Source organism: Pseudomonas sp. F-14 TE3482, assembly GCF_053629455.1.
The window spans coordinates 1,501,471-1,519,555 of record NZ_JBRJII010000001.1; the positions used below are offsets into that span (position 1 = coordinate 1,501,471).

General features: G+C 60.2%; 16 protein-coding genes. 8 read left to right on the forward strand and 8 right to left on the reverse strand.

Going from position 1 to position 18,085, the window contains the following annotated elements:
- Positions 1-7: 7 nt before the first annotated feature.
- Positions 8-1,402, reverse strand: coding sequence for a COG3014 family protein (locus AB7M26_RS06645; protein ID WP_123500438.1), 1,395 nt, complete (start codon positions 1,400-1,402; stop codon positions 8-10).
- A gap of 316 nt (positions 1,403-1,718) precedes the next feature.
- Here AB7M26_RS06645 and AB7M26_RS06650 point away from each other — a divergent pair, with 316 nt between their 5' ends.
- Together AB7M26_RS06650 and AB7M26_RS06655 are read left to right on the forward strand one after the other, a co-directional pair.
- On the forward strand, positions 1,719-3,617 hold the full coding sequence (locus AB7M26_RS06650) for an FTR1 family protein (protein WP_123500436.1): 1,899 nt from the start codon (positions 1,719-1,721) through the stop codon (positions 3,615-3,617).
- A gap of 106 nt (positions 3,618-3,723) precedes the next feature.
- A complete protein-coding gene (locus AB7M26_RS06655) occupies positions 3,724-4,179 on the forward strand; it encodes a YaiI/YqxD family protein (RefSeq protein ID WP_063342179.1) in 456 nt (151 codons plus the stop codon).
- Positions 4,180-4,295: 116 nt separating this feature from the next.
- Here AB7M26_RS06655 and elbB read toward each other — a convergent pair whose 3' ends face one another.
- Positions 4,296-4,964, reverse strand: coding sequence for an isoprenoid biosynthesis glyoxalase ElbB (gene elbB / locus AB7M26_RS06660; RefSeq protein WP_123500434.1), 669 nt, complete (start codon positions 4,962-4,964; stop codon positions 4,296-4,298).
- Between the two features lie 114 nt (positions 4,965-5,078).
- Here elbB and AB7M26_RS06665 point away from each other — a divergent pair, with 114 nt between their 5' ends.
- The gene (locus tag AB7M26_RS06665; protein WP_123500432.1) at positions 5,079-6,326 is read left to right on the forward strand and encodes a sterol desaturase family protein; all 1,248 of its coding nucleotides are present in this window, start codon (positions 5,079-5,081) and stop codon (positions 6,324-6,326) included.
- On the opposite strand, the gene AB7M26_RS06670 is transcribed toward AB7M26_RS06665, so the two are convergent.
- Positions 6,307-6,939 (reverse strand): DedA family protein, encoded by a 633-nt coding sequence (locus AB7M26_RS06670; protein ID WP_008076083.1) that lies wholly within the window; start codon positions 6,937-6,939, stop codon positions 6,307-6,309. The two genes, AB7M26_RS06665 and AB7M26_RS06670, sit on opposite strands and share 20 nt — an antisense overlap.
- Positions 6,940-7,137: 198 nt before the next feature.
- On the opposite strand from AB7M26_RS06670, the gene hemB reads away from it, so the two are divergent.
- A complete protein-coding gene (gene hemB, locus AB7M26_RS06675) occupies positions 7,138-8,151 on the forward strand; it encodes a porphobilinogen synthase (protein ID WP_123500430.1) in 1,014 nt (337 codons plus the stop codon).
- 18 nt (positions 8,152-8,169) lie between these two features.
- Complete coding sequence (gene ppk1, locus AB7M26_RS06680; protein ID WP_123500428.1) at positions 8,170-10,392, forward strand: polyphosphate kinase 1; 2,223 nt, start codon at positions 8,170-8,172, stop codon at positions 10,390-10,392.
- Positions 10,393-10,567: 175 nt separating this feature from the next.
- Here ppk1 and ppx read toward each other — a convergent pair whose 3' ends face one another.
- From ppx to AB7M26_RS06705, 5 genes are all read right to left on the reverse strand, one after another.
- Positions 10,568-12,070, reverse strand: a complete 1,503-nt coding sequence (gene ppx / locus AB7M26_RS06685; protein ID WP_123500426.1) for an exopolyphosphatase — start codon at positions 12,068-12,070, stop codon at positions 10,568-10,570.
- Positions 12,071-12,313: 243 nt separating this feature from the next.
- Positions 12,314-13,051 (reverse strand): amino acid ABC transporter ATP-binding protein, encoded by a 738-nt coding sequence (locus AB7M26_RS06690; protein WP_008076079.1) that lies wholly within the window; start codon positions 13,049-13,051, stop codon positions 12,314-12,316.
- Positions 13,038-13,688 carry an amino acid ABC transporter permease gene (locus AB7M26_RS06695; protein ID WP_007899375.1) on the reverse strand — a complete coding sequence of 217 codons (651 nt, stop codon included), beginning with the start codon at positions 13,686-13,688 and terminating at the stop codon, positions 13,038-13,040. Before AB7M26_RS06695 ends, AB7M26_RS06690 begins: the two co-directional genes overlap by 14 nt.
- Complete coding sequence (locus AB7M26_RS06700; protein WP_008076077.1) at positions 13,685-14,356, reverse strand: amino acid ABC transporter permease; 672 nt, start codon at positions 14,354-14,356, stop codon at positions 13,685-13,687. The genes AB7M26_RS06695 and AB7M26_RS06700 overlap by 4 nt, the downstream gene beginning before the upstream one ends.
- 19 nt (positions 14,357-14,375) lie before the next feature.
- The gene (locus AB7M26_RS06705) at positions 14,376-15,161 is read right to left on the reverse strand and encodes a transporter substrate-binding domain-containing protein (RefSeq protein ID WP_123500424.1); all 786 of its coding nucleotides are present in this window, start codon (positions 15,159-15,161) and stop codon (positions 14,376-14,378) included.
- A gap of 257 nt (positions 15,162-15,418) precedes the next feature.
- Between AB7M26_RS06705 and AB7M26_RS06710 the strand changes: the two genes are divergently transcribed.
- The 3 genes from AB7M26_RS06710 (at position 15,419) to rho (ending at position 18,085) form a co-directional block, all read left to right on the forward strand.
- The gene (locus AB7M26_RS06710; RefSeq protein ID WP_123500422.1) at positions 15,419-16,126 is read left to right on the forward strand and encodes a FadR/GntR family transcriptional regulator; all 708 of its coding nucleotides are present in this window, start codon (positions 15,419-15,421) and stop codon (positions 16,124-16,126) included.
- Positions 16,127-16,248: 122 nt separating this feature from the next.
- Entirely contained in the window at positions 16,249-16,578 is a 330-nt protein-coding gene (trxA, locus tag AB7M26_RS06715) for a thioredoxin TrxA (protein WP_007899382.1), read from the forward strand.
- Positions 16,579-16,825: 247 nt separating this feature from the next.
- Positions 16,826-18,085 carry a transcription termination factor Rho gene (rho, locus tag AB7M26_RS06720; protein ID WP_007899384.1) on the forward strand — a complete coding sequence of 420 codons (1,260 nt, stop codon included), beginning with the start codon at positions 16,826-16,828 and terminating at the stop codon, positions 18,083-18,085.

Below are 18,085 nucleotides of genomic sequence, written 5' to 3' on the forward strand. Positions count from 1 at the left end.
TCCGTTCTTAAGGTTGTTTGAGGCTGGCCACGGCGGTCGGGTTGGCGCTCGGGATGACGTGCGCAGCCACGCCGCTGGCGAATACTTGATTGCCCACGGCGCGCAGGGTAATGACCTGAAAGCGCTGATCGACGGTGACCTTGACCACCGAACCGCCCACGGCGCTCGGCAGCGTGACTCTGTGCTCGCCTTTCTTCAAACGCAGACGCACCACCTGAGTGTTGTCCGGCAGCGTGCGCCACGTACGGGTATCGGCGCCTTCGAGTACAGCTGAAGTGATGCCGACGGCAAGACCCGCCAGCGGGTTGGTTTCATTGATCTGCTTCTGTGCCACACCACGGGTGATCGCCCGCACGGTGGTGCGCAAGATGATGCCTGGCATGTCATCACGCAGCGCGCGACGGGACATGGCAGTGGTGCTGTTGAGTTGCGTCAGGTCCAACTGCTGACCGTCCACGCCGATTTGGGCGAACACGGCGGTGGAGGTATCCGGCTTGATGATCGGGAACGACAGCGGAGTAATCACCACGTTATTGCTGATAGGCAATGGCAGCGGAATGCGGATCGAGTCGCGGGACGGCGCCAGACCGCTTTGCACCACGATCAGGATGTCGCTGTCCTCGCTCCTGGCGGGTTTATCGAGATTCACCAGCGCCTGTTCCAGCAGTGGCGTGTTCGGACGCAGCTCGGCGGCCTTGCGATAACCTGGTGCCGCCAGATCTTTCTCGCCCAGGGCTTCATAGACGAAGCCGGCCAGATAATGGCTGAACGCACTCTGGTAGCTGTTTTTCAGGCTGACCACTTCCGGCGCGTCGAGGCTCGCCACCGGGTAACCCTGAAGATCCTTGTACTGGGTTTTGACGCCTTCTTTCTCGGCTTGCTCTTCGCTCTTGAGGTATTCCTTGTCACGCAGGTCGGCAATCACCGCTTCACGTTCGTGAGTCTTCTTGATCGCGGTGCGCGCGCCATCGAAGTCATTCACCGCCAGCAGGTTGAGGGCCATCTGCGTGGTCAGCATGACTTTTTCGTAGTCGTAGCCTTCGTAGCGACGAACCTTGTCGTTGACCAGGAAGCTGCCGAACTGAGCCAGGTACTTGTCGGTGTCGAGCTTGACCGCGTCTTCCCATTTGCCCACCACCTGATCGGCGCTGGTCCAGGCGTTCTGGCTGCCGGACAAGTCGCCCTTGGCGCGCAGCAGTTCGCCCTTCTCGAAGTAATAGAGCAGGTCTTTGTCTTTGCTGGTGTTGTTCTTTTCCAGCAGGGTCAAGGCGGCGTCGACGTTGCCGGAGGCCAGTTGCTGGTTGGTTTGTGCAAGTTCCGAATCGTAGTTACGAAACGCCGAGCAGCCGGAAAGCAATGTGACAGCGCTGAGCGCGATCAAGGTGGGGGCACGGAATGCCATAAGGGGTACGTCTTCCCTGAATTTAAGCAGCCGCGTGCTGGTCGGGCTGTTGGGACCCATCGGCAGGCTGTTGGCCTCCTGCCAATTCCTCATAAAAAAAGGAGCTTAAATGCCATATCGCAATAACGACGGCGCGGCATTATAAACAGGGATGCTGGCTATGTAATGGCTTTTTAATCGCATCTTTTCACAAAGTGCCATTACTTATTTCAGACCGGGCACCACAGTGCTTTCCCAGGAAATTCCAACAAAGCTTGAGCGAAACTGATTGGAAGTGAACAATGTGTTACTTCGTATTTCCATTTGAGAGTTATTCATGACTGCCTCCTCTCGTTTTCTGGCGTGGCTCGTGCTGCCGATGATCGCGTTCTGCAGCTTCAATGCGCTGGCCGAAACCGCAGAAGGTGCGCCCAAGGCCCTGCATTTGCTCGATTACATCGGCGCCGATTATCCGGCGACGGTGGAGGCGGGCAACGTCATCGATGAGTCTGAATACCGCGAACAGCAGGAATTCCTGAAAGTGCTGCAAGGTTTGATCACCGATTTGCCGGCCAAACCCGAACGCGCAGAGCTGGAGCAGGGCGTCGACAGCCTTGGCGCTGCGATCGCCGCTCGCAAGGACGGCGCGGATGTTGCCCGTCAGGCGCGGCAGCTGGGGGCAAAACTGGCGGTGACCTATGAGGTCAGCCAGGCCCCGGTTATCACTCCAGACCCGACTCGCGGCGCGCCGCTGTATACCCAGCAATGCTCGGTGTGCCATGGCGATGCGGGCGCCGGTGACGGTCCGGCGGGTGTCGGCATGACGCCACCGCCGGCCAATCTGCGCGATGCCGTGCGACTGGACCGTCTGAGCCTCTATGCGATCTACAACACGCTGGGCATGGGGGTTGAAGGCACCGACATGCCGGCCTTCGCCGATCAGTTGGATGATCGTCAACGTTGGGACCTGGCGACCTATATCGCCAGCTTCAGCGCCGATCCGGCTGCGGCCAAATCCGGGAAAACCTACAACATCGCCGACCTGGCACGTCAGACGCCAGCCGAGGTGCAGGCCGCTGAAGGTCCGCAAGCGGCCGCCACTTTCCGAGCGCAACGAGCGCAACCGCCCCAGGTCAAGCGTGGTCCGGGGCAGTTGCTTGATTACACGGCGGCCACCCTGGACAAGAGCATCGCAGCCTACCGCGCCGGCGATCACGATCAGGCTTATGACTTGTCGGTAGCGGCGTACCTGGAAGGCTTCGAACTGGTCGAAAGCTCTCTGGACAACGTCGACGCCAACGTGCGCAAAGACACCGAAAAATCCCTGATGGCGTACCGTCAGTCGTTGCAGGACGGTTTGCCGGTGGCCCAGGCCGAGCAGCGCCTGGAAGCGGCCAAAGCCAAGTTGAAAGAGTCCGCTGGCCTGCTGGGCAGTGATGGCTTGAGCTGGTCGCTGAGCTACATTTCCGGTCTGTTGATTCTGCTGCGTGAAGGTCTGGAAGCGATTCTGGTGCTCGCGGCGATCCTCGCATTCCTGCGCAATACCGGTCAGCAATCGGCGGTGCGCAGCGTCAACATCGGTTGGGGCCTGGCACTGCTGGCCGGGCTGGCGACCTGGGCGGTGGCGGCTTATGTGATCGACGTCAGCGGCGCCCAGCGTGAACTGCTGGAAGGCGCGACGGCGTTGTTTGCCAGTGTCATGGTGCTCTGGCTCGGCGTGTGGATGCACGACCGTCGCCACGCAGCGGCCTGGCAGGATTACATCAAGAGCAGCCTGGTGAGCGGCGGCGGGCGTTTCGGCTTTGCGATCCTGGCGTTCTTCTCGGTGTATCGCGAACTGTTCGAAGTGATCCTGTTTTACGAAACCCTGTGGTTGCAGGCCGGGCCGGTAGGACACAACGCCGTAATGGCGGGCGGGGCGACGGCGCTGGTATTGCTGATCGGCCTGGCCTGGGTGATTCTGCGCGGCTCGGCGAAACTGCCGCTGGCGTTGTTCTTCGGCATCAATGCCGGTTTGCTCTGCGCGTTGTCGGTGGTGTTTGCCGGCCATGGCGTGAAGGCGTTGCAGGAAGCCGGGATCTTCGGCACGCGGCCGGTGCCGTTCTTTGACTTCGACTGGCTAGGGATCCACGCTGATGCGTATTCCCTGAGTGCTCAGGCTGTGGCGATCATTGCGATCATTGTGTTGTATAGCCGTAGCCGGATGGCCGAGAAGCGGCGGGTGTCGGTTTCTTAAAAGCATTCGCTGCGCTCATAATCGCGGGCAAGCCCGCTCCCACAGGTTCAGCGCTAACCTTGTGGGAGCGGGCTTGCCCGCGATGCTTTTCAATAGAGGAAACACTATGCGCGTGTGGATCGATGCCGACGCCTGCCCTCGGGCAGCCAAGGATCTGGTGGTGAAGTTTGCCCTCAAGCGCCAGTTCGAAGTGGTGCTGGTCGCCGGCCAGCCCCAGATCAAACCGGGCCTGGCGCTGGTGAAGTTGATCGTAGTACCCAGCGGCCCGGATGCCGCTGACGATTACCTGGTGGAACACGCGGCGCCGGGTGAGCTGGTAATTTGCAGCGATGTGCCGCTGGCGGACCGGTTGGTGAAGAAAGGCGTGGCGGCGCTGGATCCGCGGGGCAAGGAGTTCGATGCGCAGAACATGGGCGATCGGCTGGCGGTGCGTAACCTGTTCACCGATCTGCGCGAGCAGGGCCAGATGAGCGGCGGACCGGCGCCGTTTGGCGAGCGCGAGAAGCAGGCATTCGCCAATGCGCTGGACCGGATACTTACGCGGTTATCGCGCAAGTCTTAAGCATGACGGTGGTCCCTGTGGGAGCGAGCCTGCTCGCGATGGGGCCGGCACATTCAACATTGATGTCGACGGTTAGACCGCTATCGCGAGCAAGCCCGCTCCCATACTGAACGGTGTCAGTCGTCGTTTTCGTGGGTCAGTTCCAGCACGCGGTCGACCAGTTTGTTAATGCCGGAAGCGGCCTCGCTGATCGATTGCGCCAGCATGTATGCCGGCGTGCTGACCAGCTTGCGCGCCTTGTCTTCGACGATGTCAGTCACTGCACATTCGGCATGGGTGGCGCCCATCTTGTTCATCGCGGCGGCGGTATCGGCATCGTTGCCGATGGTGCAGGTCACGCCCGGGCCGTAGATCTTGGCCGCCAGGGCCGGCGAGATGCAGATCAGCCCCACCGGTTTGCCGGCCTCGGCGAACGCTTCGGTCAACGCCAGGACGTCAGGCTGAACGCTGCATCCGGCACCTTCGACGGCAAAGTTCGACAGGTTCTTGGCCGAGCCGAATCCGCCGGGAACGATCAGCGCATCGAAGTCTTCGACGCTGGCTTCACGGATATCCTTGATGTTGCCCCGGGCGATCCGTGCCGATTCCACCAGCACGTTGCGCGCCTCGGGCATTTCTTCGCCGGTCAGGTGGTTGATCACATGCAATTGCGCGATATTGGGTGCGAAACATTGCACCTGGGCACCGCGCTGGTCCAGCCGCAGCAGGGTGATCACGCTTTCGTGGATTTCGGCGCCGTCGTACACGCCGCAGCCGGAAAGGATCACTGCAATTTTTTTGCTCATGGGCTTTTCTCCAGATTCATGGCGTTAAATGTCCACTAATTTGTCACTCGTTGCCATAGGGTTAATACGCGGCTACACCTAATCTCTGCTGAACGATTCTGATCAGGGCGCGTCATGGACTTCATTCTGTATGCGGTGCCGTTTTTCTTTGTGCTGATTGCGGTCGAGCTGCTGGCCGACCGTTGGCGCGGGGTGAGCAATTATCGCGTGGCAGACGCGATCAACAGCATCAGCACCGGCGTGCTGTCGACCACCACGGGCCTGCTCACCAAAGGCGTCGGCCTGGTCACTTATGCCTTCGCCCTGAAGCATCTGGCCGTGATTGAGCTGTCGGCCGACAGCGTCTGGGTCTGGGTGTTTGCTTTTGTCTTCTACGACTTCTGCTATTACTGGCTGCACCGCATGGGCCACGAACGCAATATCCTCTGGGCTGCCCACTCGGTGCATCACCAGAGCGAGGATTACAACCTCTCCACGGCCTTGCGCCAGACCAGCACCGGGTTTCTGTTGAGCTGGATTTTCTACCTGCCCATGGCCGTGCTCGGCGTTCCACTCGTGGTGTTCGTCAGCGTTGCGGCGCTGAATCTGCTGTACCAATTCTGGGTGCATACCCGGCACATTCCCAAGCTCGGCTGGTTCGAATGGGTCTTCGTCACGCCGTCCAATCATCGGGCTCACCATGCACAGAACGCTCTTTACATGGATCGCAACTACGGCGGGGTGTTCATTATTTGGGACCGTCTATTTGGCTCGTTCCAGGAAGAGGACGATAACGAGCCGGTGATTTTCGGCGTGACCACACCGCTGGCGAGCTGGAATCCGTTGTGGGCGAACGTGCAGTTCTATGCGCAGCTATGGGATGACGCACGGCGCGCCGAAAGCCGGTGGGACAAGCTGCGGATCTGGTTCATGCGCACCGGTTGGCGACCAGCGGATGTGGTGGCCAAGTACCCGATGAACAAACCGGACCTGAGCCAGTTCCGCAAATTCGAGGTACCGCTGGACGGGCGCCAACAGTGGTATGTGGCGCTGCAGTTCTGCGTCTACATCGCCTTGGGCAGTTACTTGATGAACCTGGAGCAAAGTCTGCCGACCGCAGCCCTGGTGTTGGGCTGGGGCGCCGTGGCACTGGGGCTGTTTGTGTTGGGCGTGGCCCTGGAAAATCGCCCGCAGGCGTTGAAGCTGGAGCTGTTGCGGCTGGCGTCGAACCTGCCGCTGGTGTGGCTGGCGCCAATGGTCGGGTTATGGCCGGACAGTGTAATGGGCAACGCGGTGGGCTGGGTGGGGCTGCTCAGTTACAGCCTGCTCAGCGGCATCGGTCTCTACTGTTGTAGAAACCGCTTCACTCGATGGGCGTCGTAGGTTCGCTGGACTTGGCCTGTTCGGCTTTCAACGCTTGCTCGTCGGCGTAGATCTTCTTCGCCAGACGGGCATTCTTGAAGCGCCGCCGCAGCCACAGGCAAAAGCCCAGTACCAGCAGGGCGCCCAGCACCCACAGCTCATACTTCTTGACGCTGCCCAGCATGCCTTCGAGCACTGCGCCGAAATGATAGGCGGCGGAAGCCAGCGCGGCGGCCCAGATGGCTGCGCCAATCCCGTTGAGCAGCAGATAACGTCCCGGCGGATAGCCCGACAGACCGATCGCCACTGGCATCACGGTGCGCAGTCCATAGACAAAGCGGAAGCTCAGCACCCAGATGTCCGGGTGCTTGCGGATATGTTCCAGCGCCCGATCGCCCATCAGTTGCCAGCGCGGTTTACGCGCCAGCAGTTTGCGCCCGTGCTTGCGTCCCAGGAAATACCACAGCTGATCGCCGGCATAACTGCCGAGGAATGCCACGAGCATCACCACCTTGATGTCCATGTATCCACGGAACGCAAGGAAGCCCGCGAGCACCAGGATGGTTTCGCCTTCGAAGAATGTGCCGAGAAAGAGGGCGAAGTAGCCGAATTCCTGAAGAAATTGTTGGAGCATTGTCTGGGTGCTGGCGAAATGAACGCGCAGCCTAACCCCTCGGACACATTCAGGAAAGTGTCAAAATGTGTCTCGACGTGAACATTTCCTACAAGGACAATGGAATGCGGCTTCCTGAAGCACAACTGTCATCCGTTCGTCATAATGGCCGCTTATAACTGTCACGCTCGCCCGCCAGCGCGGGCTCAGGAGTCTGCCGTGAGCTTTACCCCCGCCAATCGTTTGTTTCCTGCAACCCGCCTGCGTCGCAACCGTCGTGATGATTTCTCGCGTCGACTGGTCCGTGAAAACGTACTGACCGTCGATGACCTGATCCTGCCGGTGTTCGTGCTGGACGGTGAAAACCGTCGCGAAGCGGTGGCGTCGATGCCGGGCGTCGAGCGCCTGACCATCGACCTGTTGCTGGAAGAAGCGGCCAAGTGGGTTGAGCTGGGGATTCCGGCCCTGGCATTGTTCCCGGTGACGCCGTCGGAGCTCAAATCCCTGGACGCCGCTGAAGCGTGGAACCCCAACGGCATCGCCCAGCGCGCCACCCGAGCCCTGCGTGACCGGTTCCCGGAGTTGGGGGTGATCACCGACGTCGCCCTGGACCCGTTTACCACCCACGGTCAAGACGGCATTCTCGATGAAGAAGGCTACGTGCAGAACGACATTACCGTCGATGCACTGGTTAAACAGGCCCTGTCCCACGCCGAAGCCGGCGCTCAGGTGGTGGCGCCTTCGGACATGATGGACGGTCGCATTCAAGCGATCCGCGAAGCGCTGGAGCTGGCCGATCACGTCAACGTGCGGATCATGGCTTACTCGGCCAAATACGCCAGCGCCTATTACGGCCCGTTCCGTGATGCGGTGGGTTCGGCGCTGAACCTGGGCAAGGCCAACAAGGCCTCCTATCAGATGGACCCGGCCAACAGCAACGAAGCCCTGCACGAAGTGGCGGCGGACTTGTCAGAAGGCGCGGACATGGTCATGGTCAAGCCAGGCATGCCGTATCTGGATATCCTTTACCGGGTTAAAGAAGAATTTAAAGTGCCGACCTTTGTCTATCAGGTCAGCGGTGAATACGCCATGCACATGGCAGCGATCCAGAATGGCTGGTTGAGCGAAGGGGTTATCCTCGAATCCCTGACCGCTTTTAAACGTGCAGGCGCTGATGGCATCCTGACTTACTTTGCCGTCCGTGCTGCTCAATTGTTACGAGAGCAAAAATAGCCCTCCCAGGAACATTCGATGAATACCGAAGGACTCACTGAAGTTGCCGTAAAAGACGCTCAACCTGTGGTGGAGCCAATCGCCGAAACCCCGCCGGAGCTGGAGCCTGCTCCTCCCGCGGTGGTGGCCGAGCCCGTTGTTGCGGCGCCAGCGATTGCCATTCCCGGCCTGGATGACAGCAGCCTGTACATCCATCGTGAGCTCTCGCAACTGCAGTTCAACATCCGCGTGCTGGAACAGGCGCTGGATGAGTCCTACCCATTGCTGGAGCGGCTGAAGTTCCTGCTGATTTTCTCCAGCAACCTGGACGAGTTCTTCGAGATTCGTGTCGCCGGCCTGAAGAAGCAGATCACCTTCGCTCGCGAACAGGCTGGCGCCGATGGCCTGCAACCGCACCAGGCCCTGGCTCGCATCAGTGAACTGGTGCACGGCCACGTCGATCGCCAATACGCGATCCTCAATGACATTCTGTTGCCGGAACTGGAAAAACATCAGGTCCGCTTTATCCGTCGCCGCTACTGGACCACCAAGCTCAAGACTTGGGTTCGTCGTTATTTCCGCGATGAGATCGCTCCGATCATCACCCCGATCGGCCTCGACCCGACGCACCCGTTTCCGTTGCTGGTGAACAAGAGCCTGAACTTCATCGTCGAGCTCGAAGGCATCGACGCCTTCGGTCGCGACTCCGGTCTGGCGATAATCCCGGCGCCGCGTCTGCTGCCGCGGATCATCAAGGTGCCGGAAGAAGTCGGCGGTCCCGGCGACAACTATGTGTTCCTGTCGTCGATGATCCACGCCCACGCCGATGACCTGTTCCAGGGCATGAAGGTCAAGGGCTGCTACCAGTTCCGCCTGACCCGAAACGCCGACCTCGCGGTCGACACCGAAGATGTCGAAGACCTGGCCCGCGCCCTGCGCGGCGAGTTGTTCTCCCGTCGCTACGGTGACGCGGTGCGGCTGGAAGTTGCCGATACCTGCCCGAAACACTTGTCCGACTACTTGCTCAAGCAGTTCAACCTGCATGAGACCGAGTTGTATCAGGTCAACGGCCCGGTCAACCTGACCCGGCTGTTCAGCATCACTGGCCTGGACAGTCATCCGGAGCTGCAATACAACCCATTCACCCCGCAGATCCCGAAACTGCTGCAAAACAGCGAGAACATTTTCAGCGTGATCAGCAAGCAGGACATTCTGCTGCTGCACCCGTTCGAGTCGTTCACCCCGGTGGTCGACTTGCTGCGTCAGGCGGCGAAAGACCCGCACGTGTTGGCGGTACGCCAGACGTTGTATCGAAGCGGCGCCAACTCCGAGATTGTCGATGCGCTGGTGGACGCTGCGCGTAACGGCAAGGAAGTGACGGCAGTGATCGAATTGCGCGCGCGGTTCGATGAAGAGTCCAACCTGCAACTGGCCAGCCGTCTGCAAGCGGCCGGTGCGGTGGTGATTTACGGCGTGGTCGGTTTCAAGACCCACGCCAAGATGATGCTGATTTTACGCCGCGAGGCTGGCGAAATTGTCCGTTACGCCCACTTGGGGACCGGCAACTACCACGCGGCCAACGCCCGTCTGTACACCGACTACAGCCTGCTGACCTCCGACGATGCCTTGTGCGAAGACGTCGGCAAACTGTTCAGCCAGCTGATCGGTATGGGCAAGACCCTGCGCATGAAGAAACTGCTGCACGCACCCTTCACGTTGAAGAAGGGCATGCTCGACATGATTGCCCGGGAGACGCAATTCGCCCTCGACGGCAAACCGGCGCACATCATCGCCAAGTTCAACTCGCTGACCGACCCGAAGGTCATCCGCGCGTTGTACAAGGCCAGTCAGTCCGGGGTGCGTATCGATCTGGTGGTGCGTGGCATGTGCTGCCTGCGACCAGGCATCGCCGGCGTGTCCCACAACATCCACGTGCGCTCGATCATCGGCCGCTTCCTGGAACACACCCGGGTTTTCTACTTTCTCAACGGTGGCGAAGAGCAGATGTTCCTGTCCAGCGCCGACTGGATGGAGCGCAACCTCGACAAGCGCGTCGAGACTTGCTTCCCGGTCGAGGGCAAGAAGCTGATTCTGCGGGTCAAGAAAGAGCTGGAGCTTTATCTCACCGATAACACCCACAGCTGGAGCCTGCAGTCGGACGGTCGCTACATCCGCAACACGCCGACCGGCAACCAGAACCCGCGCAGTGCCCAGGCCACGCTGCTGGAGCGCTTGGGCAGTCCGATTCTGGCTGTCCGTTAACGTAGATTCGGTTGATACAAAAAAGGGCGATCCATGTGGATCGCCCTTTTTTTGTTCCCGCCCGAGCGGTGAATGACTTGTGGCGAGGGAGCTTGCTCCCGTTGGACTGCGCAGCAGTCCATCTTTTTGGGGCCGCTTCGCAGCCCGGCGGGAGCAAGCTCCCTCGCCACAGGGTTTAGCGCACGTTCAGCACGAAGCTGACGCGGGTCAGCCATTCCGCTTCGAGGGCGAAGTCGGCCTGGGTCAGTTGATTGTCGTCCAGCCAGTGTTCCGGGAACAACACGTCCAGGCTGTCGCCATTGGCGTGCAGCACGACCTGTGGCATTTCCTGGATGCCGCGGATGTGATGGAACAGAATCGCAAAGCGCAGCAACACGCACAGGCGAATCAGCTTGATGCCGTCGTCGCCGAATTCGGCGAACTTGTCCTTGGGAATGTTGCGTCGGTGGCCCCGCACCAGCAGTGCGAGCATTTGCTGGTCTTCGCGGGAGAATCCGGCCAGGTCCGAGTGCTCGATCAGGTAGGCGCCGTGCTTGTGGTACTGGTAGTGGGCGATGTCCAGGCCCACTTCATGGACCTTGGCGGCCCAGCTCAGCAGTTCGCGCCAGACACCGTCATCCAGTTGCCAATCCTCGGCCACCTGATCGAAAGCATGCAGCGCCTTGCGTTCGACCCGCGCGGCTTGTTCCAGGTCAACGTGGTAACGCTCCATCAGCGAGCTGAGAGTGCGCTCACGCACGTCTTCATGATGATGACGGCCCAACAGGTCGTAGAGCACGCCTTCGCGCAGGGCGCCTTCACAGTGGTCCATGCGTTGCAATTCGAGGGCGTCGAAGATCGCTTCGAGAATCGCCAGCCCGGCGGGGAAAATCGCCCGACGGTCGGGCTTGATGCCTTCGAAATCGATTTTCTCGGCATCGCCGAGTTTGAACAGCTTGCGCTTGAGCCAGGCCAGACCTTCGGCATTCACTTCGCCAGTGCCATGCCCGCCGGCCTTCAGCGCCAGGCCAATGGCGCGAATGGTGCCCGAGGAGCCGATGGCTTCATCCCAGGTCAGGCGGTGCAGGGCGTGCTCGATGCTCATGATCTCCAGCCGCGCCGCGGTGTACGCCTGGGCATAGCGGGCCGGGGTGATCTTGCCATCCTTGAAATAGCGCTGGGTATAGCTGACGCAGCCCATTTGCAGGCTTTCGCGCAGCAGCGGTTCGAAGCGCTGGCCGATGATGAATTCGGTACTGCCGCCGCCGATGTCGGCTACCAGGCGCTTGCCCGGCGTGTCGGCGAGGGTGTGGGAGACGCCGAGGTAAATCAGGCGCGCTTCTTCACGGCCAGAGATGACTTCTACCGGATGGCCAAGAATTTCTTCGGCGCGGTGGATGAATTCGGCGCGGTTACGGGCTTCGCGCAGGGCGTTGGTGCCGACGATCCGCACCGTGCCGGGCGGCATACCGCTGATCAGTTGGGCAAAACGCTTCAGGCAATCGAGCCCGCGCTGCATGGATTCTTCGCTGAGTTGGCGCTCTTCGTCGATGCCGGCGGCCAGCTGAACCTTCTCCCCGAGACGTTCGAGAATCCGGATTTCGCCGTTCTGGGCCTTGGCCACGACCATGTGAAAGCTGTTGGAGCCCAGGTCGATTGCGGCGATCAGGGACAGATTCTTGGCTTGGGATTGCGGCATGGTCAGGGGGTCTCGGTCGATAACCTCGACATCCTGCCACGATCAAACGCTGCCGCCAACGCGTAGGCGCTGTCGAAGGCTGCGATCTTTTACCACGGGGCATCCGTGGTGTTGCGAATGGCCTCTTCGCGGGCAAGCCCGCTCCCACAGGTTTTTGCGTCGAACACACCATCGCGTTCCAGCAGAGAACCCTGTGGGAGCGGGCTTGCCCGCGAAGGCGGCCTTGCAGGCACTGAAGATCTCTCAGCCTGCCGCCTCAACCGTCCCGATAAAATTCGCCAGCTCCGCCGTCTGCGGGTTGGCAAACAATACCTTCGGATCCCCCACCTCATGCACCTTGCCATGGTGCATGAACACCAATTTGTCCCCAACCTCGCGGGCAAAGCGCATTTCATGGGTGACCATGATCAGCGTCATGCCCTCTTTGGCAAGTTGCCGGACCACGCTCAGCACTTCGTTGACCAGTTCCGGATCCAGCGCCGAGGTGATTTCATCGCACAACAGCACCTTCGGCGACATCGCCAGCGCCCGGGCAATCGCCACCCGCTGTTGCTGGCCGCCAGACAGTCGGTCGGGGAAGGCATCGAATTTTTCCCCCAGCCCCACCCGTTCCAGCATCTGCCGCGCCAGTTCGGCGGCTTTGGCTTTCGGCACTTTCTGCACCACTTGCGGCGCGAGCATGACGTTTTCGCCCACAGTGAGGTGCGGGAACAGATTGAACTGCTGGAACACCATCCCGACTTTCTGCCGCAGGCTGCGCAGGTCGGCGCGGGCGGCGTCGAGGTATTCGCCGTCGACTTCGATCACGCCGTCATTGATCGACTCCAGACCATTGAGGGTGCGCAGCAAGGTGGATTTGCCCGAGCCACTACGGCCGATGATCGCCACCACCTGGCCTTCGTCGACACTCAGGTCGATGCCTTTGAGCACATGGTGGTCGCCGTAATACTTATGCAGGGCGGAAATTCTAAGCAGAGGCATGCAGTCTCCTTTCCAGGTAGCGCGCACTGAGGGACAAGGGGTAGCAGAGCAGGAAGTAACCGAGCGCCACCAGGCCGTAGACCATGAAGGGCTCGAAGGTCGCGTTGGCGAGCATGCCGCCGGTCTTGGTCAGTTCGGTGAAGCCGATGATCGAGGTGACGGCGGTGCCTTTGACCACTTGCACCGAGAAACCCACGGTCGGCGCCACGGCGATGCGCAAGGCTTGCGGCAGGATCACGTAACGCAGTTGCTCCAGCGGATTGAGCGCCAGGCTCGACGAGGCTTCCCATTGGCCATTGGGAATCGAATCGACACAACCGCGCCAGATCTCCGCCAGGTAAGCGCTGGTGAACAGCGTCAAGGCAATCGCCGCGGCCATCCACGGCGAAATCTCCACACCGGCCAACGCCACACCGAAGAACACCAGAAACAGCTGCATCAATAGCGGCGTGCCCTGGAACAGCTCGATGTAGGTGCGGGCGAAGTGGCTGGGCAGGGATTTTTTTGAAATCCGCATCACCATGATCAGCAAACCGATCAGCCCGCCGCCGATAAACGCCACCAGCGACAACGCCAGGGTCCATTGCAGGCCCGTGAGCAGGTTGCGCAGGATGTCCCAGAAGGTGAAATCGCTCATTGGCTGCTGCTCCTTGCTATGTAGCGCCGGCCGATCCAGTTCAGCAATTGGCGGATCAGCAGCGCCATGCACAGGTAGATCAGTGTGGTCAGGGCATAGGTTTCAAAGGCGCGAAAGTTGCGCGATTGAATGAAGTTGGCGGCGAAGCTCAACTCTTCGGTGGCGATCTGCGAACAGACCGCCGAGCCGAGCATCACGATGATGATCTGGCTGCTCAGGGCCGGCCAGACCTTGCCCAGCGCCGGCAGCAGAACCACGTGGCGGAAGGCTTCGAAGCGGGTCATTGCCAGGGCGGCTGCGGCTTCCAGCTGCCCGCGGGGGATCGCTTGAATGCCGGCGCGGATGATCTCGGTCGAATAGGCGCCAAGGTTGATCACCATCGCCAGCACCGCCGCCTGCCATTCGGAAATCTGCAGGCCCAGCGACGGCAAACCGAAAAAGATGAAAAACAACTGCACCAGGAATGGCGTGTTGCGGATCAACTCGACGTAAACCCCGAAAATGCCGGCGAACGGGCGGATGTTCCACGCCCGCACCAGTGCCCCGACGATACCCAGACCGACCCCGAGCACCGCGCCAATGGCCGTCAACTCAAGGGTGAACAGCGCACCGCGCAGCAGCAGATCGGTGTTTTCCACCACCGGCAAGAAATCGAACTGATAAGCCATAAATCGTCTCCGCGAACGATCAGAGATCGGCCGGCAGCGGCTCTTTCAGCCAGGTTTGCGAGTTCTTTTCCAGCGCACCGTCAGCCTTGGCCGTGGTGAGGATGTCGTTGACCTTGCCCAGCAGCGCCGGCTCGTTCTTGTTCACGCCAACGTAAACCGGCGAGTCCTTGAGCTTCACCTTGAGGGCTGGCACGCGTTTCGGGTTTTTTTCGCTGATCGCTACCATCACCACGTTGCCACTGGCGATCAGGTCGACTTGCCCTGCGAGGTAAGCGGCGATGGTCGAGTTGTTGTCTTCGAAGCGTTTGATGGTCGCGCCTTCGGGAGCGACTTTGGTCAGCTCGATGTCTTCGATGGCACCACGGGTGACGCTGATGGTTTTGCCCTTGAGATCGTCCAGGCCCTTGATGGCGGCGTCTGGCGGGCCGAACACGGCGAGGTAGAACGGCGCGTAGGCACGGGAGAAGTCGATGACTTTCTCGCGCTCAGGGTTCTTGCCGAGGCTGGAAATAACCAAGTCGACTTTGCCGGTGGTCAGGAACGGAATGCGGTTGGTGCTGTTGACCGGGGTCAGTTCAAGTTTGACCTTGAGTTGGTCGGCCAGCAGTTTGGCGGTATCGATATCGAGGCCGCGAGGTTTCATGTCCGGGCCGACCGAACCGAACGGCGGGAAGTCCTGGGGCACGGCGACTTTGAGGGTGCCGCGCTTGACCACATCCTCCAGACCGTCGGCGTGGGCGGGGGCCTGGCTCAGCATCAAGCTGGCAAACAGGGTGGCGAGGAGGACGCTGTAACGCATGGTCATGGCAAATCTCCGGATCGGCGGGAAGTGATTTCTGCGGATCGACAGAGCACGGGCCATGCCAAGATTGGTTTTTGGGGGGCGCAGGCCACGGTTTTGCTGGTGTCGCTCGGTCTTACTGGTCTGAACAGTTGAGTGACATTTCGCACCCTGATGGCGCACCCGTGAAAATTCCCGAACCCCCATGGGGCACGACTTGCCGGACGTCGCGAATAGCTTTACAACTAGCCGCTCATTGGCCTGGCTCGTCTGAAAAAACCATGAACTCGATCTCCCGCGCCGTACCCGAAGTGGCGCTGCAAGCCATCCGCAAACTGATCACCGAGCAAGGTTTCGGGGCGGGGGATGCCTTGCCCTCGCAACGGGACCTGGCGGTGCAATTGGGGGTCAGTCGGGCGTCATTGCGTGAGGCGTTATCGTCCCTGAGTGCACTGGGCGTGATCAGTATCCAGCCAGGCAAAGGCGTGTTCGTGCAGTCACCGGTCGATCTGCCCCGGGGCGATGCGGCGCCGGGCTGGCCGTTCGCGGCCCAGGCATCGCCGCTGGACATCTTCCAGTTGCGCTACGCCCTGGAAGGTTTTGCCGCCGGGCTGGCGGCCGTGACCCTGAGCACCGATGAGCTAGATGCCCTGGAAGACAATGTCGCCGCCATGCGCACCGAATTGCGTGCCGCCGACTTCGATGCAGCGGCGCGACTGGACTTCGAGTTTCACCGGCGCATCCTCCTGGCCAGCGGCAATCAGGCGATGCTGAGCATTCTGACGGCCAGCGCCGACATCTTCCTGGAGAGCCAGAAGCTACCGTTCATCCGGGCCGAACGGGCGATGGAAACCTGGCAGGAACACCGTAAAATCCTCCGTGCGCTGGCTCGTCGGGCCTCTGGCGCCGCGCAGAAGGCCATGCAGGAGCATGTGCGCAACGCCGCCCTGCGTACCGGAATTGCTTTCGTCGCTCCCGCCACCTCATGACTTGAGCTATACCCAAACTCATGGGCCACCATAGCGAGACTCAATCATCTGCGGCTTCCTGAACACGGGAAGGGCGGCTATGATGGGCCACGTTTTTTATTGCTTACAACCCGGAGACATCCATGAGCAGCGATCTTATCAAGCACGTCACCGACGCTAACTTCGAAGAAGAAGTACTGAAGGCTGCTGGCCCTGTGCTTGTTGACTACTGGGCTGAGTGGTGCGGCCCTTGCAAAATGATCGCCCCGGTTCTGGACGAGATCGCTGGCACCTACGCTGGCAAGCTGACCGTCGCCAAGCTGAACATCGACGAAAACCAGGAAACCCCGGCCAAGCATGGCGTACGTGGTATCCCGACGCTGATGCTGTTCAAGAACGGCAACGTCGAAGCCACCAAGGTCGGCGCGCTGTCGAAGTCGCAACTGGCTGCTTTCCTCGACGCCAACATCTAAGCGTTGTTATAAAGCGTCATGAAAAGGCCCCGCATAATGCGGGGCCTTTTCGTTATTGAGGGCTAGACGCTCCGAAACTCAGGTGGTACATTCGGCCCCGCACTGGTTTCTCCACTGCCCCCTGCTAGCCGTCGCCGACGCACTCCTTTTCGAATAAGTACGCGATCCTGTCGCCTTCTCTGCGGCGCGGCCTCATTAAGCCAAAAGCTTAATTTCCCCCCTCCATAAATGATTACGTCATTCCTATATGAATCTGACTGAACTCAAGCAAAAGCCGATTACCGAACTGCTCGAATTGGCCGAACAGATGGGCATAGAAAATATGGCCCGTTCGCGCAAGCAGGACGTGATTTTCTCCCTGCTCAAAAAGCACGCTAAAAGCGGCGAGGAAATCTCCGGTGATGGCGTGCTGGAGATTCTCCAGGACGGCTTCGGCTTCCTGCGCTCCGCTGACGCTTCCTATCTCGCCGGCCCAGACGACATCTACGTCTCGCCGAGCCAGATCCGCCGCTTCAACTTGCGCACCGGTGACACCATCGTTGGCAAGATCCGCCCTCCAAAGGAAGGCGAGCGTTATTTCGCACTGCTCAAGGTCGACACGATCAACTACGATCGCCCCGAGAACGCGAAAAACAAGATTCTCTTCGAGAACCTGACCCCGCTGTTCCCGACCGTGCGCATGAAGATGGAAGCCGGCAACGGTTCCACCGAAGACTTGACCGGTCGTGTCATCGACCTGTGCGCCCCGATCGGCAAAGGCCAGCGCGGCCTGATCGTTGCACCGCCGAAAGCCGGTAAAACGATCATGCTGCAAAACATCGCGGCGAACATCGCACGTAACAATCCTGAAGTTCATCTGATCGTATTGCTGATCGACGAACGTCCGGAAGAAGTGACCGAAATGCAGCGCACCGTGCGTGGCGAAGTGGTTGCCTCGACGTTCGACGAGCCGCCAACCCGCCACGTGCAGGTTGCCGAAATGGTGATCGAGAAGGCCAAGCGCCTGGTCGAACACAAAAAGGACGTGGTGATCCTGCTCGACTCCATCACCCGTCTGGCGCGTGCCTACAACACCGTGATCCCGAGCTCCGGCAAGGTGCTGACCGGTGGTGTCGATGCCCACGCCCTGGAGAAACCGAAACGTTTCTTCGGCGCTGCACGGAACATCGAAGAAGGCGGCTCGCTGACCATCATCGCTACCGCGCTGGTTGAAACCGGCTCGAAGATGGACGAAGTGATCTACGAAGAATTCAAAGGCACCGGCAACATGGAACTGCCTCTGGATCGCAAGATCGCTGAAAAACGTGTGTTCCCGGCCATCAACATCAACCGTTCCGGTACTCGCCGCGAAGAGTTGCTGACGGCCGACGACGAACTGCAGCGTATGTGGATTCTGCGCAAGCTGCTGCACCCGATGGACGAAGTCTCTGCCATCGAGTTCCTGGTCGACAAGCTGAAACAGACCAAGACCAACGACGAGTTCTTCCTGTCGATGAAGCGCAAGTAA